The 15,917-nt window shown below is 70.5% G+C and carries 15 protein-coding genes and 1 tRNA gene; 7 read left to right on the top strand and 9 right to left on the bottom strand.

What is annotated here, in order from left to right:
* Positions 1-69: 69 nt before the first annotated feature.
* From AC0665_RS32220 to AC0665_RS32210, 3 genes are all read right to left on the bottom strand, one after another.
* On the bottom strand, positions 70-2,196 hold the full coding sequence (locus AC0665_RS32220) for a hypothetical protein (RefSeq protein ID WP_478706387.1): 2,127 nt from the start codon (positions 2,194-2,196) through the stop codon (positions 70-72).
* A 397-nt stretch (positions 2,197-2,593) separates the two neighbouring features.
* Positions 2,594-3,121: a hypothetical protein gene (locus AC0665_RS32215; RefSeq protein WP_363119650.1), complete on the bottom strand. Its 528-nt coding sequence runs from the start codon at positions 3,119-3,121 to the stop codon at positions 2,594-2,596.
* Between the two features lie 326 nt (positions 3,122-3,447).
* Positions 3,448-3,972 (bottom strand): P-loop nucleotide/nucleoside kinase family protein, encoded by a 525-nt coding sequence (locus AC0665_RS32210; RefSeq protein ID WP_478706386.1) that lies wholly within the window; start codon positions 3,970-3,972, stop codon positions 3,448-3,450.
* Positions 3,973-4,066: 94 nt separating this feature from the next.
* Here AC0665_RS32210 and AC0665_RS32205 point away from each other — a divergent pair.
* Positions 4,067-4,141 (top strand) — tRNA-Leu (locus tag AC0665_RS32205).
* A 46-nt stretch (positions 4,142-4,187) separates the two neighbouring features.
* Here AC0665_RS32205 and AC0665_RS32200 read toward each other — a convergent pair.
* Positions 4,188-4,706, bottom strand: a complete 519-nt coding sequence (locus AC0665_RS32200; RefSeq protein WP_478706385.1) for a cupin domain-containing protein — start codon at positions 4,704-4,706, stop codon at positions 4,188-4,190.
* A gap of 481 nt (positions 4,707-5,187) precedes the next feature.
* Between AC0665_RS32200 and AC0665_RS32195 the strand changes: the two genes are divergently transcribed.
* The 3 genes from AC0665_RS32195 to AC0665_RS32185 all read left to right on the top strand — a co-directional run bounded on the left by AC0665_RS32195 (position 5,188) and on the right by AC0665_RS32185 (position 8,838).
* Positions 5,188-7,269: a SpoIIE family protein phosphatase gene (locus AC0665_RS32195; protein ID WP_478608550.1), complete on the top strand. Its 2,082-nt coding sequence runs from the start codon at positions 5,188-5,190 to the stop codon at positions 7,267-7,269.
* Between the two features lie 62 nt (positions 7,270-7,331).
* Positions 7,332-7,853, top strand: coding sequence for a hypothetical protein (locus tag AC0665_RS32190; protein WP_478706384.1), 522 nt, complete (start codon positions 7,332-7,334; stop codon positions 7,851-7,853).
* 130 nt (positions 7,854-7,983) lie between these two features.
* Entirely contained in the window at positions 7,984-8,838 is an 855-nt protein-coding gene (locus AC0665_RS32185; protein WP_478706383.1) for a phosphotransferase, read from the top strand.
* A gap of 39 nt (positions 8,839-8,877) precedes the next feature.
* Here the strand turns inward: AC0665_RS32185 and AC0665_RS32180 are convergent, their stop codons facing one another.
* A complete protein-coding gene (locus tag AC0665_RS32180; protein ID WP_468638820.1) occupies positions 8,878-9,303 on the bottom strand; it encodes a VOC family protein in 426 nt (141 codons plus the stop codon).
* Between the two features lie 140 nt (positions 9,304-9,443).
* On the opposite strand from AC0665_RS32180, the gene AC0665_RS32175 reads away from it, so the two are divergent.
* Together AC0665_RS32175 and AC0665_RS32170 are read left to right on the top strand one after the other, a co-directional pair.
* On the top strand, positions 9,444-9,854 hold the full coding sequence (locus AC0665_RS32175; protein ID WP_478608556.1) for an MmpS family transport accessory protein: 411 nt from the start codon (positions 9,444-9,446) through the stop codon (positions 9,852-9,854).
* A 59-nt stretch (positions 9,855-9,913) separates the two neighbouring features.
* Positions 9,914-10,231, top strand: a complete 318-nt coding sequence (locus AC0665_RS32170; protein WP_468638824.1) for a DUF6980 family protein — start codon at positions 9,914-9,916, stop codon at positions 10,229-10,231.
* A 13-nt stretch (positions 10,232-10,244) separates the two neighbouring features.
* Here AC0665_RS32170 and AC0665_RS32165 read toward each other — a convergent pair whose 3' ends face one another.
* From AC0665_RS32165 to AC0665_RS32155, 3 genes are all read right to left on the bottom strand, one after another.
* A complete protein-coding gene (locus AC0665_RS32165) occupies positions 10,245-10,775 on the bottom strand; it encodes a GNAT family N-acetyltransferase (protein ID WP_478706382.1) in 531 nt (176 codons plus the stop codon).
* 150 nt (positions 10,776-10,925) lie between these two features.
* Entirely contained in the window at positions 10,926-12,155 is a 1,230-nt protein-coding gene (locus AC0665_RS32160; RefSeq protein ID WP_478608561.1) for a GNAT family N-acetyltransferase, read from the bottom strand.
* 178 nt (positions 12,156-12,333) lie between these two features.
* Positions 12,334-13,074, bottom strand: coding sequence for a dienelactone hydrolase family protein (locus tag AC0665_RS32155; RefSeq protein ID WP_478706424.1), 741 nt, complete (start codon positions 13,072-13,074; stop codon positions 12,334-12,336).
* A gap of 101 nt (positions 13,075-13,175) precedes the next feature.
* Here AC0665_RS32155 and AC0665_RS32150 point away from each other — a divergent pair, with 101 nt between their 5' ends.
* Positions 13,176-13,658, top strand: coding sequence for a MarR family winged helix-turn-helix transcriptional regulator (locus AC0665_RS32150; protein WP_478706381.1), 483 nt, complete (start codon positions 13,176-13,178; stop codon positions 13,656-13,658).
* A 266-nt stretch (positions 13,659-13,924) separates the two neighbouring features.
* On the opposite strand, the gene AC0665_RS32145 is transcribed toward AC0665_RS32150, so the two are convergent.
* Positions 13,925-15,910 (bottom strand): protein-arginine deiminase domain-containing protein, encoded by a 1,986-nt coding sequence (locus AC0665_RS32145; protein WP_478706380.1) that lies wholly within the window; start codon positions 15,908-15,910, stop codon positions 13,925-13,927.
* Positions 15,911-15,917 lie beyond the last annotated feature (7 nt).

The raw sequence follows: 15,917 nt of genomic DNA, 5'->3' as shown, positions 1-15,917 counted from the left end.
TGGTTCGGACCGGTCCGGGCCGCCAGGGGGCGGCCGGGACCGTCGGTCGGTCTTGGGCGGGTGCGCCGTTCAGCCGTCTGCGGTGTGGCCCACCGGGTCGGTGACGCCCGCGGGGACACGGGTGCGTGGTGCGGGGCCGGTGGCCGGTGCGGGCTTGGTGGCGCGGGCCGCAGGCCTGGCGGAGGACGCCGGCAGGGTGAGGGAGAGCGGGGTGCCCGTGGCGGGTGTCCAGCCGGACACCGCACCCGCGTACGCCTCTCCAAAGGCGGCGCCGGCCAGCGTGGTGCCGGTGGGCAGGGTCGCGGTGACGGCCAGTCCGGCCGGTGCGTCGACGGTCACCGTGCCGCCGATGCGGTAGGCGGTGATCTTCCCGGCCCGGAGTGCGGCCTGCCAGTCGGCCCGGCGCCTCAGTTCGGCGCCGATGTCCTTCATCCGCGGGTTCACCACGGGGGTGTCCTCGGCGAACAGCGCCGCGTAGCCGTCGAGGACACCGTTGAGCACGGGGTAGGCGATGCGGTCCTCGGCCAGGTTCGACTGGTGGATGAAGTGCGGTTTGGGGTCGTTGGACAGCACGTGCCCGAGGGCGATCCGCGTCTCCAGCGGGACGATGTGGCCGGCGTAGCCGGTGGCGGTGTCCAGGGGAGCCGGCAGGCAGGTGGTGGTCGCCGGGTTGTCCTCGCAGATGCCGCTGCCTCCCTGGGCGCGGCTGAGGTAGATCCAGTTGTACTCGTCGACCTGCTCGGACGCGCGGCCGGCGTTGTAGAAGACGTTCATGGGGTAGCGCGGCACGGTCGTGGCCGGACCGACCCGGCGCTGGTCCGGCTCACGGGAGTTGTCCGAGCCGAGCCAGGCGACGCCGTTGTCGCCGAGGGCCAGAGCGAGGTTGGGGTTGTCCTGCGGCTGCTGCGGGAGCACCTTCATGCCCGAGTGCTCGCCGGTGACCAACTCGTCGTTCACCAACGGCAGTCCGGCGCTCAGACCCCAGACCCGGTTGATGGCGATCTCGTCGGAGATGTCGTTGCGGCTCATCCACCGGGTGCTGCCGTCGGCGTTGGTCGCGCACTTCCACGGCACGACGGAGGTGTCCTGCACACAGCCGAGGAAGGGGTGCGAGTAGGTGTGGTTGATCCAGCGGAACTCGCCGCGCCGCGCGATCAGCCGGTCGGCGAGCGGGTCGGCGCCGTTGTTGTCCTGGCGGTGGTCGACGCTGCCGGCGCCGTTGTAGGCGAAGTCGAGGGTGAAGTCCTTGCCGCGCTGCCATTCGACGGCATGGTCCACGTCGGCGGCCGTCATCCGGATCGGGTCGGGCGTGGCGTTCGGATCCGTGCAGTCGACGTCGCCGGGGGTGCAGTTGAGCGTGCTGTTCCACCGGTCGTCTGCGGCGAACACGTCGTCCACGTGGACGGAGAAGTAGTTCCGTGAGGCGCCCAGGTGCACCCCGCCGGTCATCCACTCCACGATGCCGCGGGCCAGGAGGCGGAACTGCTGCTGGTACTGGTTGTAGACGAACGTGACGACGAGCTCGCGCCGCCCGTCGTGCCGGTACTCGCCCACCAGCGTGCCCTTGGCCGACTGCCCGGGGATCGCCGCTTCGACGTACGGGGTGAAGTCGGCGCCGGTGACGGGTCTCGACAGGTAGGCGTAACTCTCCCCGATGGCGGGGTCGTTGTCCTCGAAGGGCACCGGCCCGTCGAGATAGCCGAAGGGGCCCGACTTCCCGGCGGCGGTCACCTGTGCCTGCTTGCCGTCCAGGCTGCCGGAGTAGCCCCCGAAGACGGGGTACTGCAGTCCGGCTTCGGGACGTGCGTAGGTGTAGGCGTCGACCTGGGGAACGTCGTACGTCCGCTCGTACGCCGCCAGCGCCGCCATCTCGGACGAGCCGGCCGGGAACGGGTTGTCGTTCGGCAGGACGACGGCCTGGAACTTGGCGCGTGGCCTGCCGTCCACGGTGTCCGCGAGGAAGTCGGCGTCGATCACACTCCGGCCGGACTGCGTGAGGTCGATCCGGGTGTACGGCGTGCCGGCCGCGGCCAGTTCGGCGGCTATGGCATCGGTCGACGGGCCGCCGTCGCTCACCACCAGCACCCGCAGGTCGATGCGGGGCGTGGTGTCGGCGTGTGCCGCACCGGCCGGCAGGCCCAGTGCGGCGATGAGCGCGCCCACCGTGAGCACGGTGGTGCGAAAGGTCCGCTTCATGCGGTGAGGTCCCCTCCCCGGGCAGGGGTGAGCACGGCTCCCGTGGAGCGGACGCACCCCCTTGCGTGCCGCCGGCGTCCCCCTCAGAAGCCAGTTCGTCACGCATCCGTTCGCGTCACATAGTGATGTCTCTGTGGAGATTTCGCGGTCATGTTGCGGAACATGACGGAAAAGCGCAGGTGTCTGAAGGGGTACTTCCGGAAGGGAAGCGGACCGTTCCGGCGGTCGGGAGGGGGCGCGCCGGTCCGGCCCGACGGCCCGGTGTGCTGGTCCGGGCCCTGCGCGGCGCACCGGCGGGCCCGTGGGGCCCGCCGGTCGCAGTGCCAGTGGTCCAGACCGGGGCGGCGACCTGGTCATGGAGGTTTTCAGGTCACGGCCGCCGGGCTCCGGACGTGTGTCAGGAGCAGAGGACCCGCGTCACGGGCGTGTAGACCGGGCCGCCGCTGACGTTCGTCGAGTCGCTGAACTCGGCGTAGAAGTACGAGTAGAAGCCGATGTTGCCGTTGCAACCGGAGTCGGGGGCGACGTTCAGCGTCAGGGTGACCGTACGGCTCTGGCCGGGCGGGATGGTGGCGCCGTAGTTGGAGCCGAGGTTGGCCGGGCCGGTCCCGGAACAGGGGGTGGAACCGTTGGCGGTGGCCAGGCTGCACCCGGTGAAGCCGTACTTCAGGTCGGGGCGCTGCGTGGTCAGCCATGTCGGCTCGATCGTCTGGTAGACGAACCAGACGTCCTGGGTGTTGTGGTTGGTGAGGGTCATCGACAGGTTGACCGTGCCGCCGGGCGTGGTGGTGGCGCTGTCGGTGGTGAAGGTGAGCTCCGCCGGGGCCGGGTCGGCCGCGCTCGCGCCGGGGGCCAGGCCGAACACGGTGAGGGCGAGGGCGAGGACGGCACCGAGGCCGAAACGTCTCATCAGGGGTGATCGCATGGCCTGGGAGGCTAGGCAGGGGCCGGACGCGGCGTCTGCCCTGAAGTCGGGGCGCTGCCCGGCGCCCGGCTGGAAGTGTTCATGGCGTGGTCGCCGTGTGAGGGAAATATGGAGACGTGGCGGCTGATGTATTCCCGCAGGCAGCCGGAGTGCGAGGGCAGCGGCACTCGGGCCGGGCCCGGCGGGTTGCTTCGGAAGCGCGAGAAGATGACATTGGCGCATATCGCATGCGACGGGCTTCCGGCGTGCCGATGGGCGCTCGGAACTTCTCGGCCATCCGTTGGTTTCCGGCCTGCGGGGCCTCCACTCCCGCAGGGCTGCCCGACTCACCCCCTGAGTACGGCCTGCGCGATCCGCCGGGCCACCTGGTCGGGGGTGAGGTGGGTGGTGTCGACGACCTCGGCCTCGCTGTGCAGCCAGGTGCGGGACGCCTCGGCGTAGGGCTCGAGATGGGACAGACGGAACGGGGAGGGGCCGAGCACGGTGTCCCCTTCGATGCGCCCGCGAAGGGTGGCCTGGTCCGCGTGGAGCACGAAGTGCCGTACCGGTATGTCGTGTTCCGCGAGGCCCGCATTGATCTCGCGCCAGTACTGCTCGACGAGCACGGTCATGGGCATCACCAACGTGCCACCGGTGTAGTCGAGGACGCGACGGGCGGTCTCGACCACGAGCGGCCGCCACGGCGGCCAGTGCTGGAAGTTGCCCGTCCAGGGCAGCGCCGGCTTGATGTCCATGAGCGTCTCGCCGACCTTCTCGGCGTCGAACACCCGTGAGTCCGGGATCAGTTGCTGCACGAGCGCACTGGTCGTCGTCTTGCCCGCGCCATGGGTGCCGTTGAGCCATACGATCATGGAACACACGCTAGCGGCGCAAGCCGTGGGCTGCCCGGCCGCCTGGGAAACGCCTTGTCGATCACCGCGGACGGCGGATAAGGTCATCGACAAGGCGGGGTCGTAGCACAGAGGTAATGCGCCGCGACAGCATCTCGGAGGACGTCGGTTCGAATCCGACCGCCCCGCCCCCTTCTCTTCGCATGCTCAGGCCCCGAACGGGCCGAACCGACCGGCTACTCCGCTCCGGGCTCGAAGTCTTCCACGAAGTAGCTGTCGTGCCGGATGCGGAAGTGCTTGAGTTCCTCCCCGCCGCGCTGCGCCACCTCCGCGACCTGCTCGAAATACTCCTCACGAGGAGCACCGGGGGAGAAGAGCAGGAGCATGGACATGGGCTCATCGCTCGCGTTCTTGAAGGCGTGCAGACCGCCGACCGGTACGTACAGGAAATCGCCCGGGCGGCCCGTGACCCACTTCTCGCCGTTGTACAGCTCCAGTTGGCCGGACAGGATGTAGAAGGATTCCGACATGGCCTTGTGGAAGTGGGCCTTGGCTCCGGCGGACCGCGCCCCCAGCTCCACCTTGTACAGGCCGAACTCGCCACCGGTCGACTCGCCGGTCGCGAGGTAATGAGTGGAGGAGCCGGGGGAGGAGATGTCCGGCGGGGTGCCGGCCGGGCGGAAAACGGCATTCACCTCGCCTTTGTCACCGTGGTAGCGGGGCTCGGGGTATTCGAGGGGTTCCAGATACGACATCACGCTCTCCTCTTGGCAGGTCCCCAGCATGATGACGCCGGCCTCCGGCATGCGGCATCGGACCTGCGGATGACCTTGGTGCGGCCTGGGCCGACGCCCGGAGACCTAGGGCGCCCGGTGAGGACTGGCGAGCGGTCACCGGCATCGCACGAGTCTGCACACAGCGTCACCGCCGGGACATGAGCCCGGCCGCCCGGGCTGAGCGCAGCTGCGACGGGTCCGCCACGGACTGTCGGTGTGTGGAAGGCTGGAGGCAGGTGCCGACCGTCCCGGTGTGCCGGGCACGGTGCGGCTCCCGCGCCGGTCGCTCCGGCTGTCCCGGTCGGCCGAGGCACGGCACTCTCCCGGCGCGTCCCCTGGCCGTTCGAGGGTCGCGTGGCGCATCGTGAAGAGGTTGCTGACCTGCAAGGCGACCGCCGTACGCGTCTGCTGGTGCAGGCGGGTGCGCCGGTGGGATCGACAGGTCTAAGGGGCGAATGTGATGAGCCGAGCCAATCAGCATCCGGAGCAGGCGGGTGATCCGGAGGAGGCGGCATCCGACCCCAGCGGACTGATGGACCTGCTGGGCGTCGCCGCGGTGCTGGCGGAGGCCGACGGCCGGATCGACATGTGGAGTCCGCAGGCCGAGGAACTGTTCGGATACACCCGCGAGGAAGCGGTCGGGCAGTACGCGGCCACCCTGCTCCTCCACCCCGAACACCGGGACGCGGGAATCAGGCTGTTCGCCGAGCTGATGGTGACGGGCCGCAGCTGGGCCGGATCGTTCCCCATCCGGCTCAAGGACGGCAGCACCCGCACGATCGAGTTCCGCAACATGCGGCTGACCGACAACCTCGGCGACCACTACGCGCTGGGGCTGGCCACCGACCGGGCCACGGTACGGCAGGTCGAGCGCAAGGTGGCCCTGTCCAGCCAGCTGGTCACCCAGGCGCCGATCGGCCTGTCCGTCCTGGACACCCGGCTGCGGTACGTGGCCGTCAACGGCGCCCTGGCCTCGATGCACGGCGTACCCGAGGCCGAGCACGTGGGCCGCCCCTTCCGGGAGATCCTGCCCGGTGCGCCCTTCACGACCACGGAGAACCAGATGCGCGAGGTCCTGCGCACCGGTCTGCCCTTGGTGGACGAGCAGGTGGTGGGCCGTACCCGCGCCGACCCCGACCACGACCACGCCTGGGCCGTGTCGCTCTACCGGCTGGAGGACCAGAGCGGGCACGTGCTGGGCATCGCCAACGTCGTGGTCGACGTCACCGACCGGTACGAAGCGGCCAGACAAGCCGACCGGGCCCAGCAGCGCCTGCGCCTGATGGCGGACGGCTCGGCCCGTATCGGCACCACCCTGGAGGTGGAGCGGACCGCCCAGGAACTGGCGGACGTCCTGGTGCCCGACCTGGCCGACATGATCGCCGTGGACATCCTGGACTCCGTCCTGCGGACGGGACGCCCCGACACGGGCGAGGGCCCCGCACTGTTCCGCGCACTGGCGGTGAAGACCGCCTACCCCACCGCCGCCTCCGAGGCGATCATCGCCCCCGGGCACCTGACCACCTACCACGCCGACCATCCGGCCGCCCACTGCCTCCGCACCGGCAAACCTCTGCTGACCACCCACATCGACAGCGGGGAGCTCAGCCGTATCGCGGCCGACGAGGCCGCCGCCGGGCTGCTCGCCGAGGCCGGTGTCCACACCGACCTGGCCGTCCCGCTCATCGCCCGCGGGCAGATCATCGGCGTGATGGGCCTGGCCCGCGCCCGCAATCCGCAGCCGTTCGACGAGGACGACCTCACCCTCGCCTGGGAGCTGGCCTCGTCCGCCGCGCTGAGCATCGACAACGCCGTCCTCCACCAGCACATCCGCAGCGCCGCCGAAACCCTTCAGCGCAGCCTGCTGCCGCAGCCCTCGCCCCGCCGTCCGGGCCTGGAGATCGCTGCCCGGTACCGGCCCGCACAGGCGTTCAGCGAGGTCGGCGGCGACTGGTACGACGTCATCCCCCTCAGCGGCGACCGAACCGCCCTGGCCGTCGGCGATGTCATGGGCAGCGGTATCCCGGCCGCCACCGCCATGGGCCGGCTGCGCACCGCCACCTCCACCCTCGCCGACCTCGACCTCGCCCCGAGCCGGATCCTCACCCACCTCGACCGCATCACCCAGGGCCTGGACCCCTACTTCGCCACCTGCCTCTACGCGGTGTACGACCCGAGGCGGTGCCGCGTGCAGCTGGCGTGCGCCGGCCATCTCCCCCCGGTGCTGGTGCGGGCCGGCAGACCACCGGAGCTGCTCGACCTGCCCACGGGCACCCCGCTGGGGGTGGGCAGTGGCCCCTTCGAGACCTCCTCGGTGGTCATGAACCCCGGCGATCAGCTCGTGCTGTACACCGACGGGCTGGTGGAGACCCGCGACGACCCCATCGACAAACGCCTGGACGATCTCCTGCGACTGCTGTCTCCGCCGTGCCGCTCGGCGGAGGAGACCTGCGACCGGCTGCTCCAGGAGCTTCGCCACCCCGCCGACCACGACGACGTCGCACTGCTCATCGCGTACGCGCAGCCTCTGACCGCGGTCTGAGTGCGGGACACTGTCCTGAGGTGTGCTACGAGACGGGGGGTCGAGACGTGTGCAGGATGGACATGGCCGCCAAGGAGGCGGCGATCGCCCGGTTCCTCCAGGAGTATCCGCAGGCGGCTGACGTCGGCCGCGGGCATCCCGCGCTCGACGGCTGTGAAGAGATCCGCTGGTCGCGGTTCCCCCAGTGCCCTGCCGCCCTCCCGGTCCTGCTGTACGGGCTTCTCGACCCGGCAGCCGCCATCGAGGCCCAACGGGTGCTCACCAACACGCTGTTCACCATCGTCGGAATGAACCCGGCCGTGCCGCACGTTCTGCCGTTCCTGCTCCGTCTGGCAGACGACCCGCAGGTCCCTGAGCGGTCTCGCCTGATTGAACTTCTGACGACGGTGGCGGACGACTCCGAGCCGGTCGAGACCACCAACGAAGCCCTGGTGCAGTGGTTCGGCAGCGACAGCGAACATCCCGAGCGCGAGCAGTGCAGGGCGGTGTTCGCACAGCACGCGCACATCGTCGAGACACTGCCGGCCGGCCTCATCGACCCGGCCCGCCATGCGAGGCTTCGGCAAGCTGCCGGCCTTGTCTGAGACGCAGCGTCCAGGACACGAGTAGGGCGGCCAGACCCGGAAGGCGGATGCCGACTCCCTTGATACGGTGCGCGAGTCGCACCACTCGGAGAACTCACGGCGGCGTTCACGGTGAGAGGGGCACTCGACGATGCAGGCGTGCGAGGCACCGCGGGCGATCGCCTCGGCCGTGTCGATCGCCTCGTCACTCGGCCTGACAGCAGACGACGCGATCGTCCTCCATGACTCGAACAAGCTGACTGTGCGTCTGCTGCCCTGCGACGTCCTGGCCCGAGTGGCACCCGTGGCGCAGCAGGTCGCACGGTTTGAAGTCGATCTCGCTCTGCGGCTCGCCGGGCCCGGTTGCCCCGTCGCCGCTCTCGAACCGCGCGTGGAGCCCGGGGTGTACGAGCGGGACGGCTTCGTGGTCACCTTCTGGACCTACCACGAACCCACGTCACCTCATGAGATCGCGCCGCTCGACTACGCCGACGCGCTCGAGCGATTGCATGCCGGCATGCGCACAATCGACATCCCGACGCCACGCTTCACGGACCGGGTCGAGCAGGCCCAGCACCTCGTGGCGGACCGCGACCGCACCCCGGAGCTCGGCGACGCGGACCGGCGACTGCTCGGCGACACGCTACGAAGCATGAAGCGAAGGATCCAAGAGCGCGGCGGCGCCGAGCAGATGCTGCACGGCGAGCCGCACCCGGGCAATCTGCTCACCACGCGTGGCGGGCTGCTGTTCGTCGACCTGGAGACGTGTTGCCGCGGGCCTGTCGAATTCGACCTCGCCCATGCGCCCGAGGAGGTCAGCGCGCACTATCCGGGTCTCGATCAGGACCTGCTGCGCGCCTGCCGAACCCTCGTGCTGGCGATGATCACGACGTGGCGCTGGGATCGAGGGGACCAGTTCCCGGACGGCCGCCGACTGGGCACGGAGTGGCTGAGCCGGATCCGGGCCGGACTCGACCACAACGGCTCTGCCGCCGACGGCTGTTGAGGGCAGGGCCGCCCAGGCCCGGCCGAGGACGACGTGGACTCACGCGACAAAGATGCAGAACGGATGGCCCGCGGGGTCGGCGTAGACCCGGAAGGGTTCGTCAGGTCCCTGCTCGTTGTCGGACAGCAGACGGCCTCCGAGACTCAGCACACGCTCATGGTGCGCCCGGAGATCCTCGACTGAGGAGACGCTCAGGTCCAGGTGCAGTTGCTGCGCCACCGGCCCGTCAGGCCAGGTCGGTCGTGTCAACCGGTCGACATGCTGGAAGGCGAGCCGGGGCCTGCCGTCGGGAGTGCGCAGTACGAGCCAGTCCTGGCCGCGTTCGTCGTGCTCACCCGCCTCGGGCGGCTCGTCCCCAGGGCGGTAGACCAGCCCCAGCAACGCACGGTAGAACTCGGCGAGTTCTCGGATGTCGGTGCTGTCGAGCACCACGTGATGCATCGTCAGCGGTCCGGGTGCGGACATGTGATCACCTCCGGCAGTCAGAGTGCCCGGTGAAGAGGTTCGAAACAGTCCGGCGTCAACGGCCCGTCATATCGAATTGACTTTACTTTTCCTTTGCGCTTGGCTGCGGGTCCGACCTTTCATGATCCGGGGGGATCCACATGAGCCGCGCGGTCCGTGCAGCCGTCCACACCATCGCCGTCGCCTCTCTCGCGCTCGGCCTCGGCGCCTGTTCCGAGGCGGTCGACCAGGTCGACAAGGCCGTGGACACCACGTACGAGGTCACCTACGAGGTGACGGGGAAGAACGTCGACTCGATCGAGTTCCACGGCGGCGGTGGCAAGGCCATGAAGCCGAAGGTCGATTCGGTGTCGAAGCCCGAGCTGCCCTGGAAGAAGACGGTGACCTTGCGGGGCATCATGCCCGCGGCCGTCATGCCGGTCGCCGTGGACCCCGAGGGCTCCGAGGTCACCTGCAAGATCATTTACAAGGGCAAGGTCCTGGACGAGCAGAGCGCCAAGGGGCTGGTGACCGCCGGCGGCTGCACCGCGACCTCGCCGATCACGGAATAGCCCGCACAGGCTCCGCTCACGATCATGCTGTTGGACAACGAGGAGACGCGGCCCGAGTCATGACCGATCACTGCTGTGAGGCCATGACCAGCGGCGTGACCATGCGCTGCGACCGGCACGACGATCCCTTCGCCTGCCCGGACGCACTGGTCGACTTCAGCGCCAAGTTCCAGGAGTACGGCCTGATCATCCATGACGGTGGTCGATCCACCGTCACGATCGCGTTCTGCCCCTGGTGCGGACGGCGCCTTCCCGCCTCGCAGCGGGACCGGTGGTTCGACGAGCTGGAGCGGCGCGGCATCGACCCCTTCGAGGACGAGGTCCCCGCCGACTTCCAGGACGACCGCTGGCTTGCCGCTGTGGACCGGCAGAACTGAAGCAGCGCCACCCTCAGGACCACACGCCGAACCACTGCTCGGCGCCGAACTCCTCGAACCGCTCCACCTCGGTGAACCCCAGTCCGGCCGCGAGCCGCATCGACCGGGTGTTGGCGGTCTGGGTGCAGAGCACCACCGGCTCGCCGGGAAACGCGTCCGCGAACCAGTCGAGCACCGCCGCGCACGCCTCGGCGGCGTACCCGCGCCCCCACGCCTCGGGCAGGAACGTGTAGCCGAGCTCGGCCTCCTCGGCCTCCGGGCGGACATGGCCCGGCCGTTCGGGGTCCCGTCGATCGAGTGTGACGATGCCGATCATCGCTCCGTCGAGGTCGACGGCGAAGAGGCCAGGACGCCGTCCGGGTATCTCGGGCATGGCGCGCTCGAGCTCATCACGAGGTCGAGCACCTCCGAGGTAGGCGTACACCTCCGGTGATGCGAACAGCTCGACAAATGCCGCACGGTCCCGCGCCTCGGACGCGCGGAGCAGGAGCCGTTCGGTCTTCAGAGGGGCAGGTGGCCAGCTGACAGGCCCGAGTTCCGTCACGTCGGGCAACGTATCGCAGGCCGGGGGAGTGTGCCGCAACGTGCGTTGCTGCAAAGAGGGTTGACCGACAGCGCCCGACGGCGCGGGCCGGGCCGTTCTCACCGCTCCCGGAGGCACCGGGTGACGTCCCGACGCACTCCCGAGGCGACGTCAGAACCAGTGCAGACAGTGCGGGGGACGGTCGGGCCTGAAGAGGGCGTCGGCGCGGCCGGCCGCGTCGGCGTGATGGGCCCGGATGTGCCCCGCGCGCACCAGCGTGCTCGGGGCGGTGCCGCCGAGGTAGAGCGATCCCAGGTCGCTCACGTTCAGGGACAGGTCGGGCTCCCGGTCCGTCGGGACGCAGTCGGCCTTGCCGTCCTGGACGGTGAGCAGGTGGCGGCCGTGCTCGCCGAGGAACGGGTCCTCGACATCGAGGACGAGCTCGCCGTCCGCGAACCAGCCGCGCGCCGTCAGCGCACGCGGGACGTCGAGCAGCCGCACCCACAGCCAGTCCATGTCGTCGCCCACCTCGGCGGCACGGAAGTCCGCGAGCTGCCAGCGCAGCGGGTGCTGGGGCGGGACGTGGCGGATCACGACCTGGGAGACCAGGTCGTGATGCAGCACGAACCGGGCCAGGGCCGTGAAGACGGCGTCATCGCAGGCGATGGTCTCGTCGACCGTCAAAGTGCCGCCGTCGACCGCGTAGCTGGCGTACCCGTCCGGGACACCGTCGGTGCCCCGGTGGACGGCGATGTAGCGGGGCGCCGCGGAGATCGGGGGCTGACCCGCGCGCAAGGCCCACCAGCGGTGCGGCCGGGACAGCGCGCCGGGCTGGGCGCGGCGATACCGGTCGTAGACCTCCTCCAGGATCTCTCCGCACTCGGAGCGGCGCAGCACCTCGACCGAGCCGTTGTCCGCACCGGCCGCCGGTGCGCCGGCCGCCCCGTGCGCCCGTGGTGGGGCGAGGGCGGCCCGGTGGCGCTGCACCGTCAGCCGCTGCGTGTAGGTCGCAGGTCCGTAACCGAACCTGCCGTAGATCGGGGCCTCCGAGGCCAGGAGCACGGAAAGGAACTCCCCGCGGGCCCCTACCTCGGCGAGCTGATGCCGCATCATCGCTGTGAGCACGCCCTGGCGCCGGTGCGAGGGCAGGACGCCGACGGCGGTCACCCCCGGGGCCGGGACGACGGTCGCGCCGGGCAAGGTGAGTTCGAAGGCGTGCGTGGCGGCGGTACCGACGGCCCGCCCGTCCGCCGTCCGGGCCAGCAGACAGCGGTCCGTCTCGAGCGCCGACCACCACAGGCCCCCGCCGTCGACCGGGGTCTCCGGGAAGCGCCCGAACGCGGCATGGACGGTGTCGACGAAGACGTCGAAATCCTCGTCGGTGGTGGGACGGACCTCCATGCTGCCGCTGCCTCCTCGGGAAACCGGCACCACGGCGGGTGGTGCCCGGACACCATGCAGTCCTCACCCGTGGTCCGGTCAAACGAATTACGGCCGCGCCGGCGGTCGTGGTCCGCCCCGGCACGGGCCCGGGGCGGATGCCCCTCATGCCGCAGGCACTCGTGCGTGAGCCGGGGCCTCAACTGCCGTGCAGGGCGCGGCCGAGGAGAGGGAGCAGACGGTCCCAGTGGTGACGCAGGGCGGCGGGGTCGAAGGCATCCGTGTCGGCCATGGTGAAGCCGTGGACGGTGCCGGGGTAGATCTCGGAGGTGTGGTCGACACCTGCGGCGTCCAGCGCCTTGTTCAGCTCGGTCAGGGCCTCGGGCGTCAGGTCGCTTTCCGCATGGCCGAGATGGACCCGGGCGGTGATCCGGGAGAGGTCCAGGCGGTCGGACCCGTCGACGATCACGGGGCCGTGGAACGAGGCGACGGCGGCCACGTGACCGGAATGGGCCGCAGCGGTGCGCATCGCCAGGAGGCCGCCTATGCAGTAGCCGGTCACCGCCACCGGTCCCGCGGAGACCTCGGGCCGGGCGGCGAGGAACCCGAGGTAGGCGTCGGCGTCGCTCAGGACGCGTTCGGTGGTGTGTTCCTTGAGCAGGGGCATGACCTGAGCCATGACCCTGGGCCGAGCCTCTTCCCCGATGTGCTCGGGAAGGTCGATCACCGGTGCGGGGCCGTGGCGGTAGAACGGGTTGGGCACGAGCACGTAGTACCCGTGCCCGGCGAGCTCGTCGGCCAGTTCCCGCAGCACGGGCCTGATGCCGAAGCCGTCCGCGTACATGAGCACCCCGGGGTGCCGCTCGCCGTCGTCGGGGAAGGCGGCGAAGGCATCGGCCCGGCCGTCCGGAGTGGGGATCCACAGATTCTCGATCGGCAATGTCTTCCTCACGCGCCTTCGGATAGCGTTAGTCGCACTAACGTTTCTGTCCGGGTGAACGTACAGGGGCAGTCGGACCAGCACAACGGCGGATGGGTGCCATGATCAGCAGCGAAGCGGCGAACGGGCCCGGCGACGACGCGCTCAGGACTCCCGACCGGTTGCGGGGGCGGGCGAGCCGGCTGCTGTCGCAATTGACCGTGCGGTCGGACCGGCTGATCACCGACGGGCTGGCCCAGGCCGACGCCCGCAAGTGGCACTACGCCGTGCTCGCCTCGCTGGAGGAGTACGGGCCCGCCAGTCAAGCGGAGCTGAGCAGGCGTTCCGGCATCTTCCGCAGCGACATGGTCGGCGTGCTGAACGAACTGGCCGAGCGTGACCTCGTCGAGCGGACCCCCGACCCCGACGACCGGCGCCGCAACGTCATCACCGTCTCCGCCCGGGGCCGCCGCCATCTGCGCCGCCTCGACAAGGTGCTGGACGACCTCCACGACACCCTGCTCGCACCACTGAGTCCGGCCGAACGTGACCAGTTCGTCCGGCTGCTCACGCGCTTGCTCGACCACCACACCCGCACACCCTGAGTCGCGGACCGCCCGGTCGGCTCTGCCAGCCGACGGGATACCGCACGTTCCCCTGACCTGCGCCGCGCTCACCGCGATCGTCCACGTGACAGCCGTCCGCCCCCCGCACCCGTGCGCCGCAGCAGACCCTCCCCACCGGTCGCTCCCTCGACAGAGCGGCCACCGCCCCTTGACCCGGCCGCCTGGGAGCGGTCGGCCTCGCGGCGGCGGTTCCCAGCGGCGGCGGGACCGCAGCCCCCCAGCCGCTGGGAACAGCGCGCGGTCCCCTACGACCCATCGCGGTTGACGGCCGGCCGCCGCCACCACGCGGCGCTCGCGTCGCGCAGGGTGTTGGTGCCGCAGTGCACCTCACCCATGCCGAGGTGGTAGGTGTACCAGTCGTCGATGTACGACACCTTCAGACCGACCCGCTGGTAGACGGCGGTGACGGCTTCCGTGAAGATGTCCTTGCCGTCGATGACGGGCCCCCACTGGCGCGGGGCGAGGTAGCGGTCGCGTCCGAGGAGCAGGCCGTTGACCGCGCCGGGCACGTAGGCGCTGGTCGTCACCGTCGCCCGGGCCGCCGCACGCGAGGCCGCCGGGTTCTCGGCGAGCCACTTCTGCTGGCCGTGGTCACCGAGACCGTCCACGAGGTCGGAGCCGGCGCCCATGCGCGTCAGACGCGGCACGGGAATCCGCTGACCGTCGGCGGTCATCGCCTCCGAGTCACGGGTGTACAGCGCGGGCACCCGCACGATGTCCGCCTCGGTGATCCCCGTCTCGCGCTTGAGGATCTCCAGGTTGGCCGCGATGCGCCGCGCCGCCATCTCGTTGTCGGCCACCAGGTGACGGGAGGCGAGTGCCTGGTCGATCGTCTCCTTCGGCGCCGGCGTGCCGCTGCGGGCCGGGACGGAGAACATCTTCGTCCTGCCGTTGCCGTCGCGCTTGGCGTCGCGCAGCAGCCGCAGCCCCGCCTCGGGATCGGCCACGCCGACGCGCCAGCCGCGCGGGGTGTCGGCGGGCAGGAACTGCACGAACTCGTCGACGTGCCCCACACCCAGCCAGGAGGTGTCCAGCAGCAGCGGGTCCTGCAACCCCTGCGACGTGAGCATCGTCCGCATCACCTTCGACGGACGCGCCCCGCTGTCCTTGCGTTCGCCCATGATGATCCGCCCGGCCGGGTAGGAGTGGCCGGCGTGCGTGTAGGGCGGGATGGTCTCCAGGTTCCCCATGGAGTTGAGCGACCAGTCGTCCGGCTCCGCCCGGTCGGTCACCTGCACGACACCGACGTCCCGGCCGCGCACCTTCTCGAACAGCTCCCGGCCCGCGTCCCGGTCCGGCTGCGCGGAACGCAGCATCACGCGCATCACGTGCCGCTGTCCGTCCGGCCCGGTCATGCTGACGTAGGCCGGTTCGACGAAGTCCTGGGCCCAGCGGTCGGCGTACTTCTCGAAGGTGATCAGCGGGGTGGTGACCCCGGCCTTCTCGACCTCCTTCTCGAGGGCGGCGACGAACTCCCTCTGCAGGCGGCTGTCCGGGCCCTCACCCTGGACCTTCGACACCATCACCTGCTGGGTGTCCTGGAGGTGATGCTGGGTCAGCAGCGGTGCCACGCGCAGGGTCACGGCATCGGAGGTGGTCTTCTGCCCGGATGTCACCGTGAGCTGGACCACCACCCGGCCGTCCCACTTCACCCGGTCCCGGACGATGTCGGTGGCCTCGACTCCGAACTCCACGCCGGAGCGCAGTTCGGCGGCCGTGAGCCGCGTGCCGGAGGTCACGAGGACCCACTTCCCGTCACGCTTGAGGAAGAGGTGCGCGTGCGTGCCTCCGGTGGTGACCTTCAGACTCCCCTTGGCGTCGGCGGGGAGGCCGGGCAGGGGTACGGAGCGGACCCGGGCGAGGTCGGCGTCGTCCGCGGTGCCGTTGACCTTCGTGTCGGAGCCGTCGTTGCACGCGGCCAACGCGTCGTCCGACAAGGGCTCGCCTCCCGGCCCGGCCGACGGGCACCGCTTGGCGTCGTCGTCGATGTTGGGCAGGACCACGGCCCCGCGCTGGACGGACCAGCTGTCCTCCCACGAGCGGTCGGTGCCGCCGGTGACATCGACGCGTCCGTCACGGTTGACGTCCGCCCGCAGATCGGCCCGCCCGCTCGTATCGGCGGCCGCGGCGGATCCGGCCGGCCCGGCGAGCACGGATCCGGCAGCGGTGATGGCCAGCACCACCGACCCGGCCGGGTACAGGCGCGAACGTATGGGTCTGCGTGAACGCACTGCAGAT

Source organism: Streptomyces sp. NPDC043685, assembly GCF_056436585.1.
This window is presented reverse-complemented; position numbering and strand designations above follow the sequence as displayed.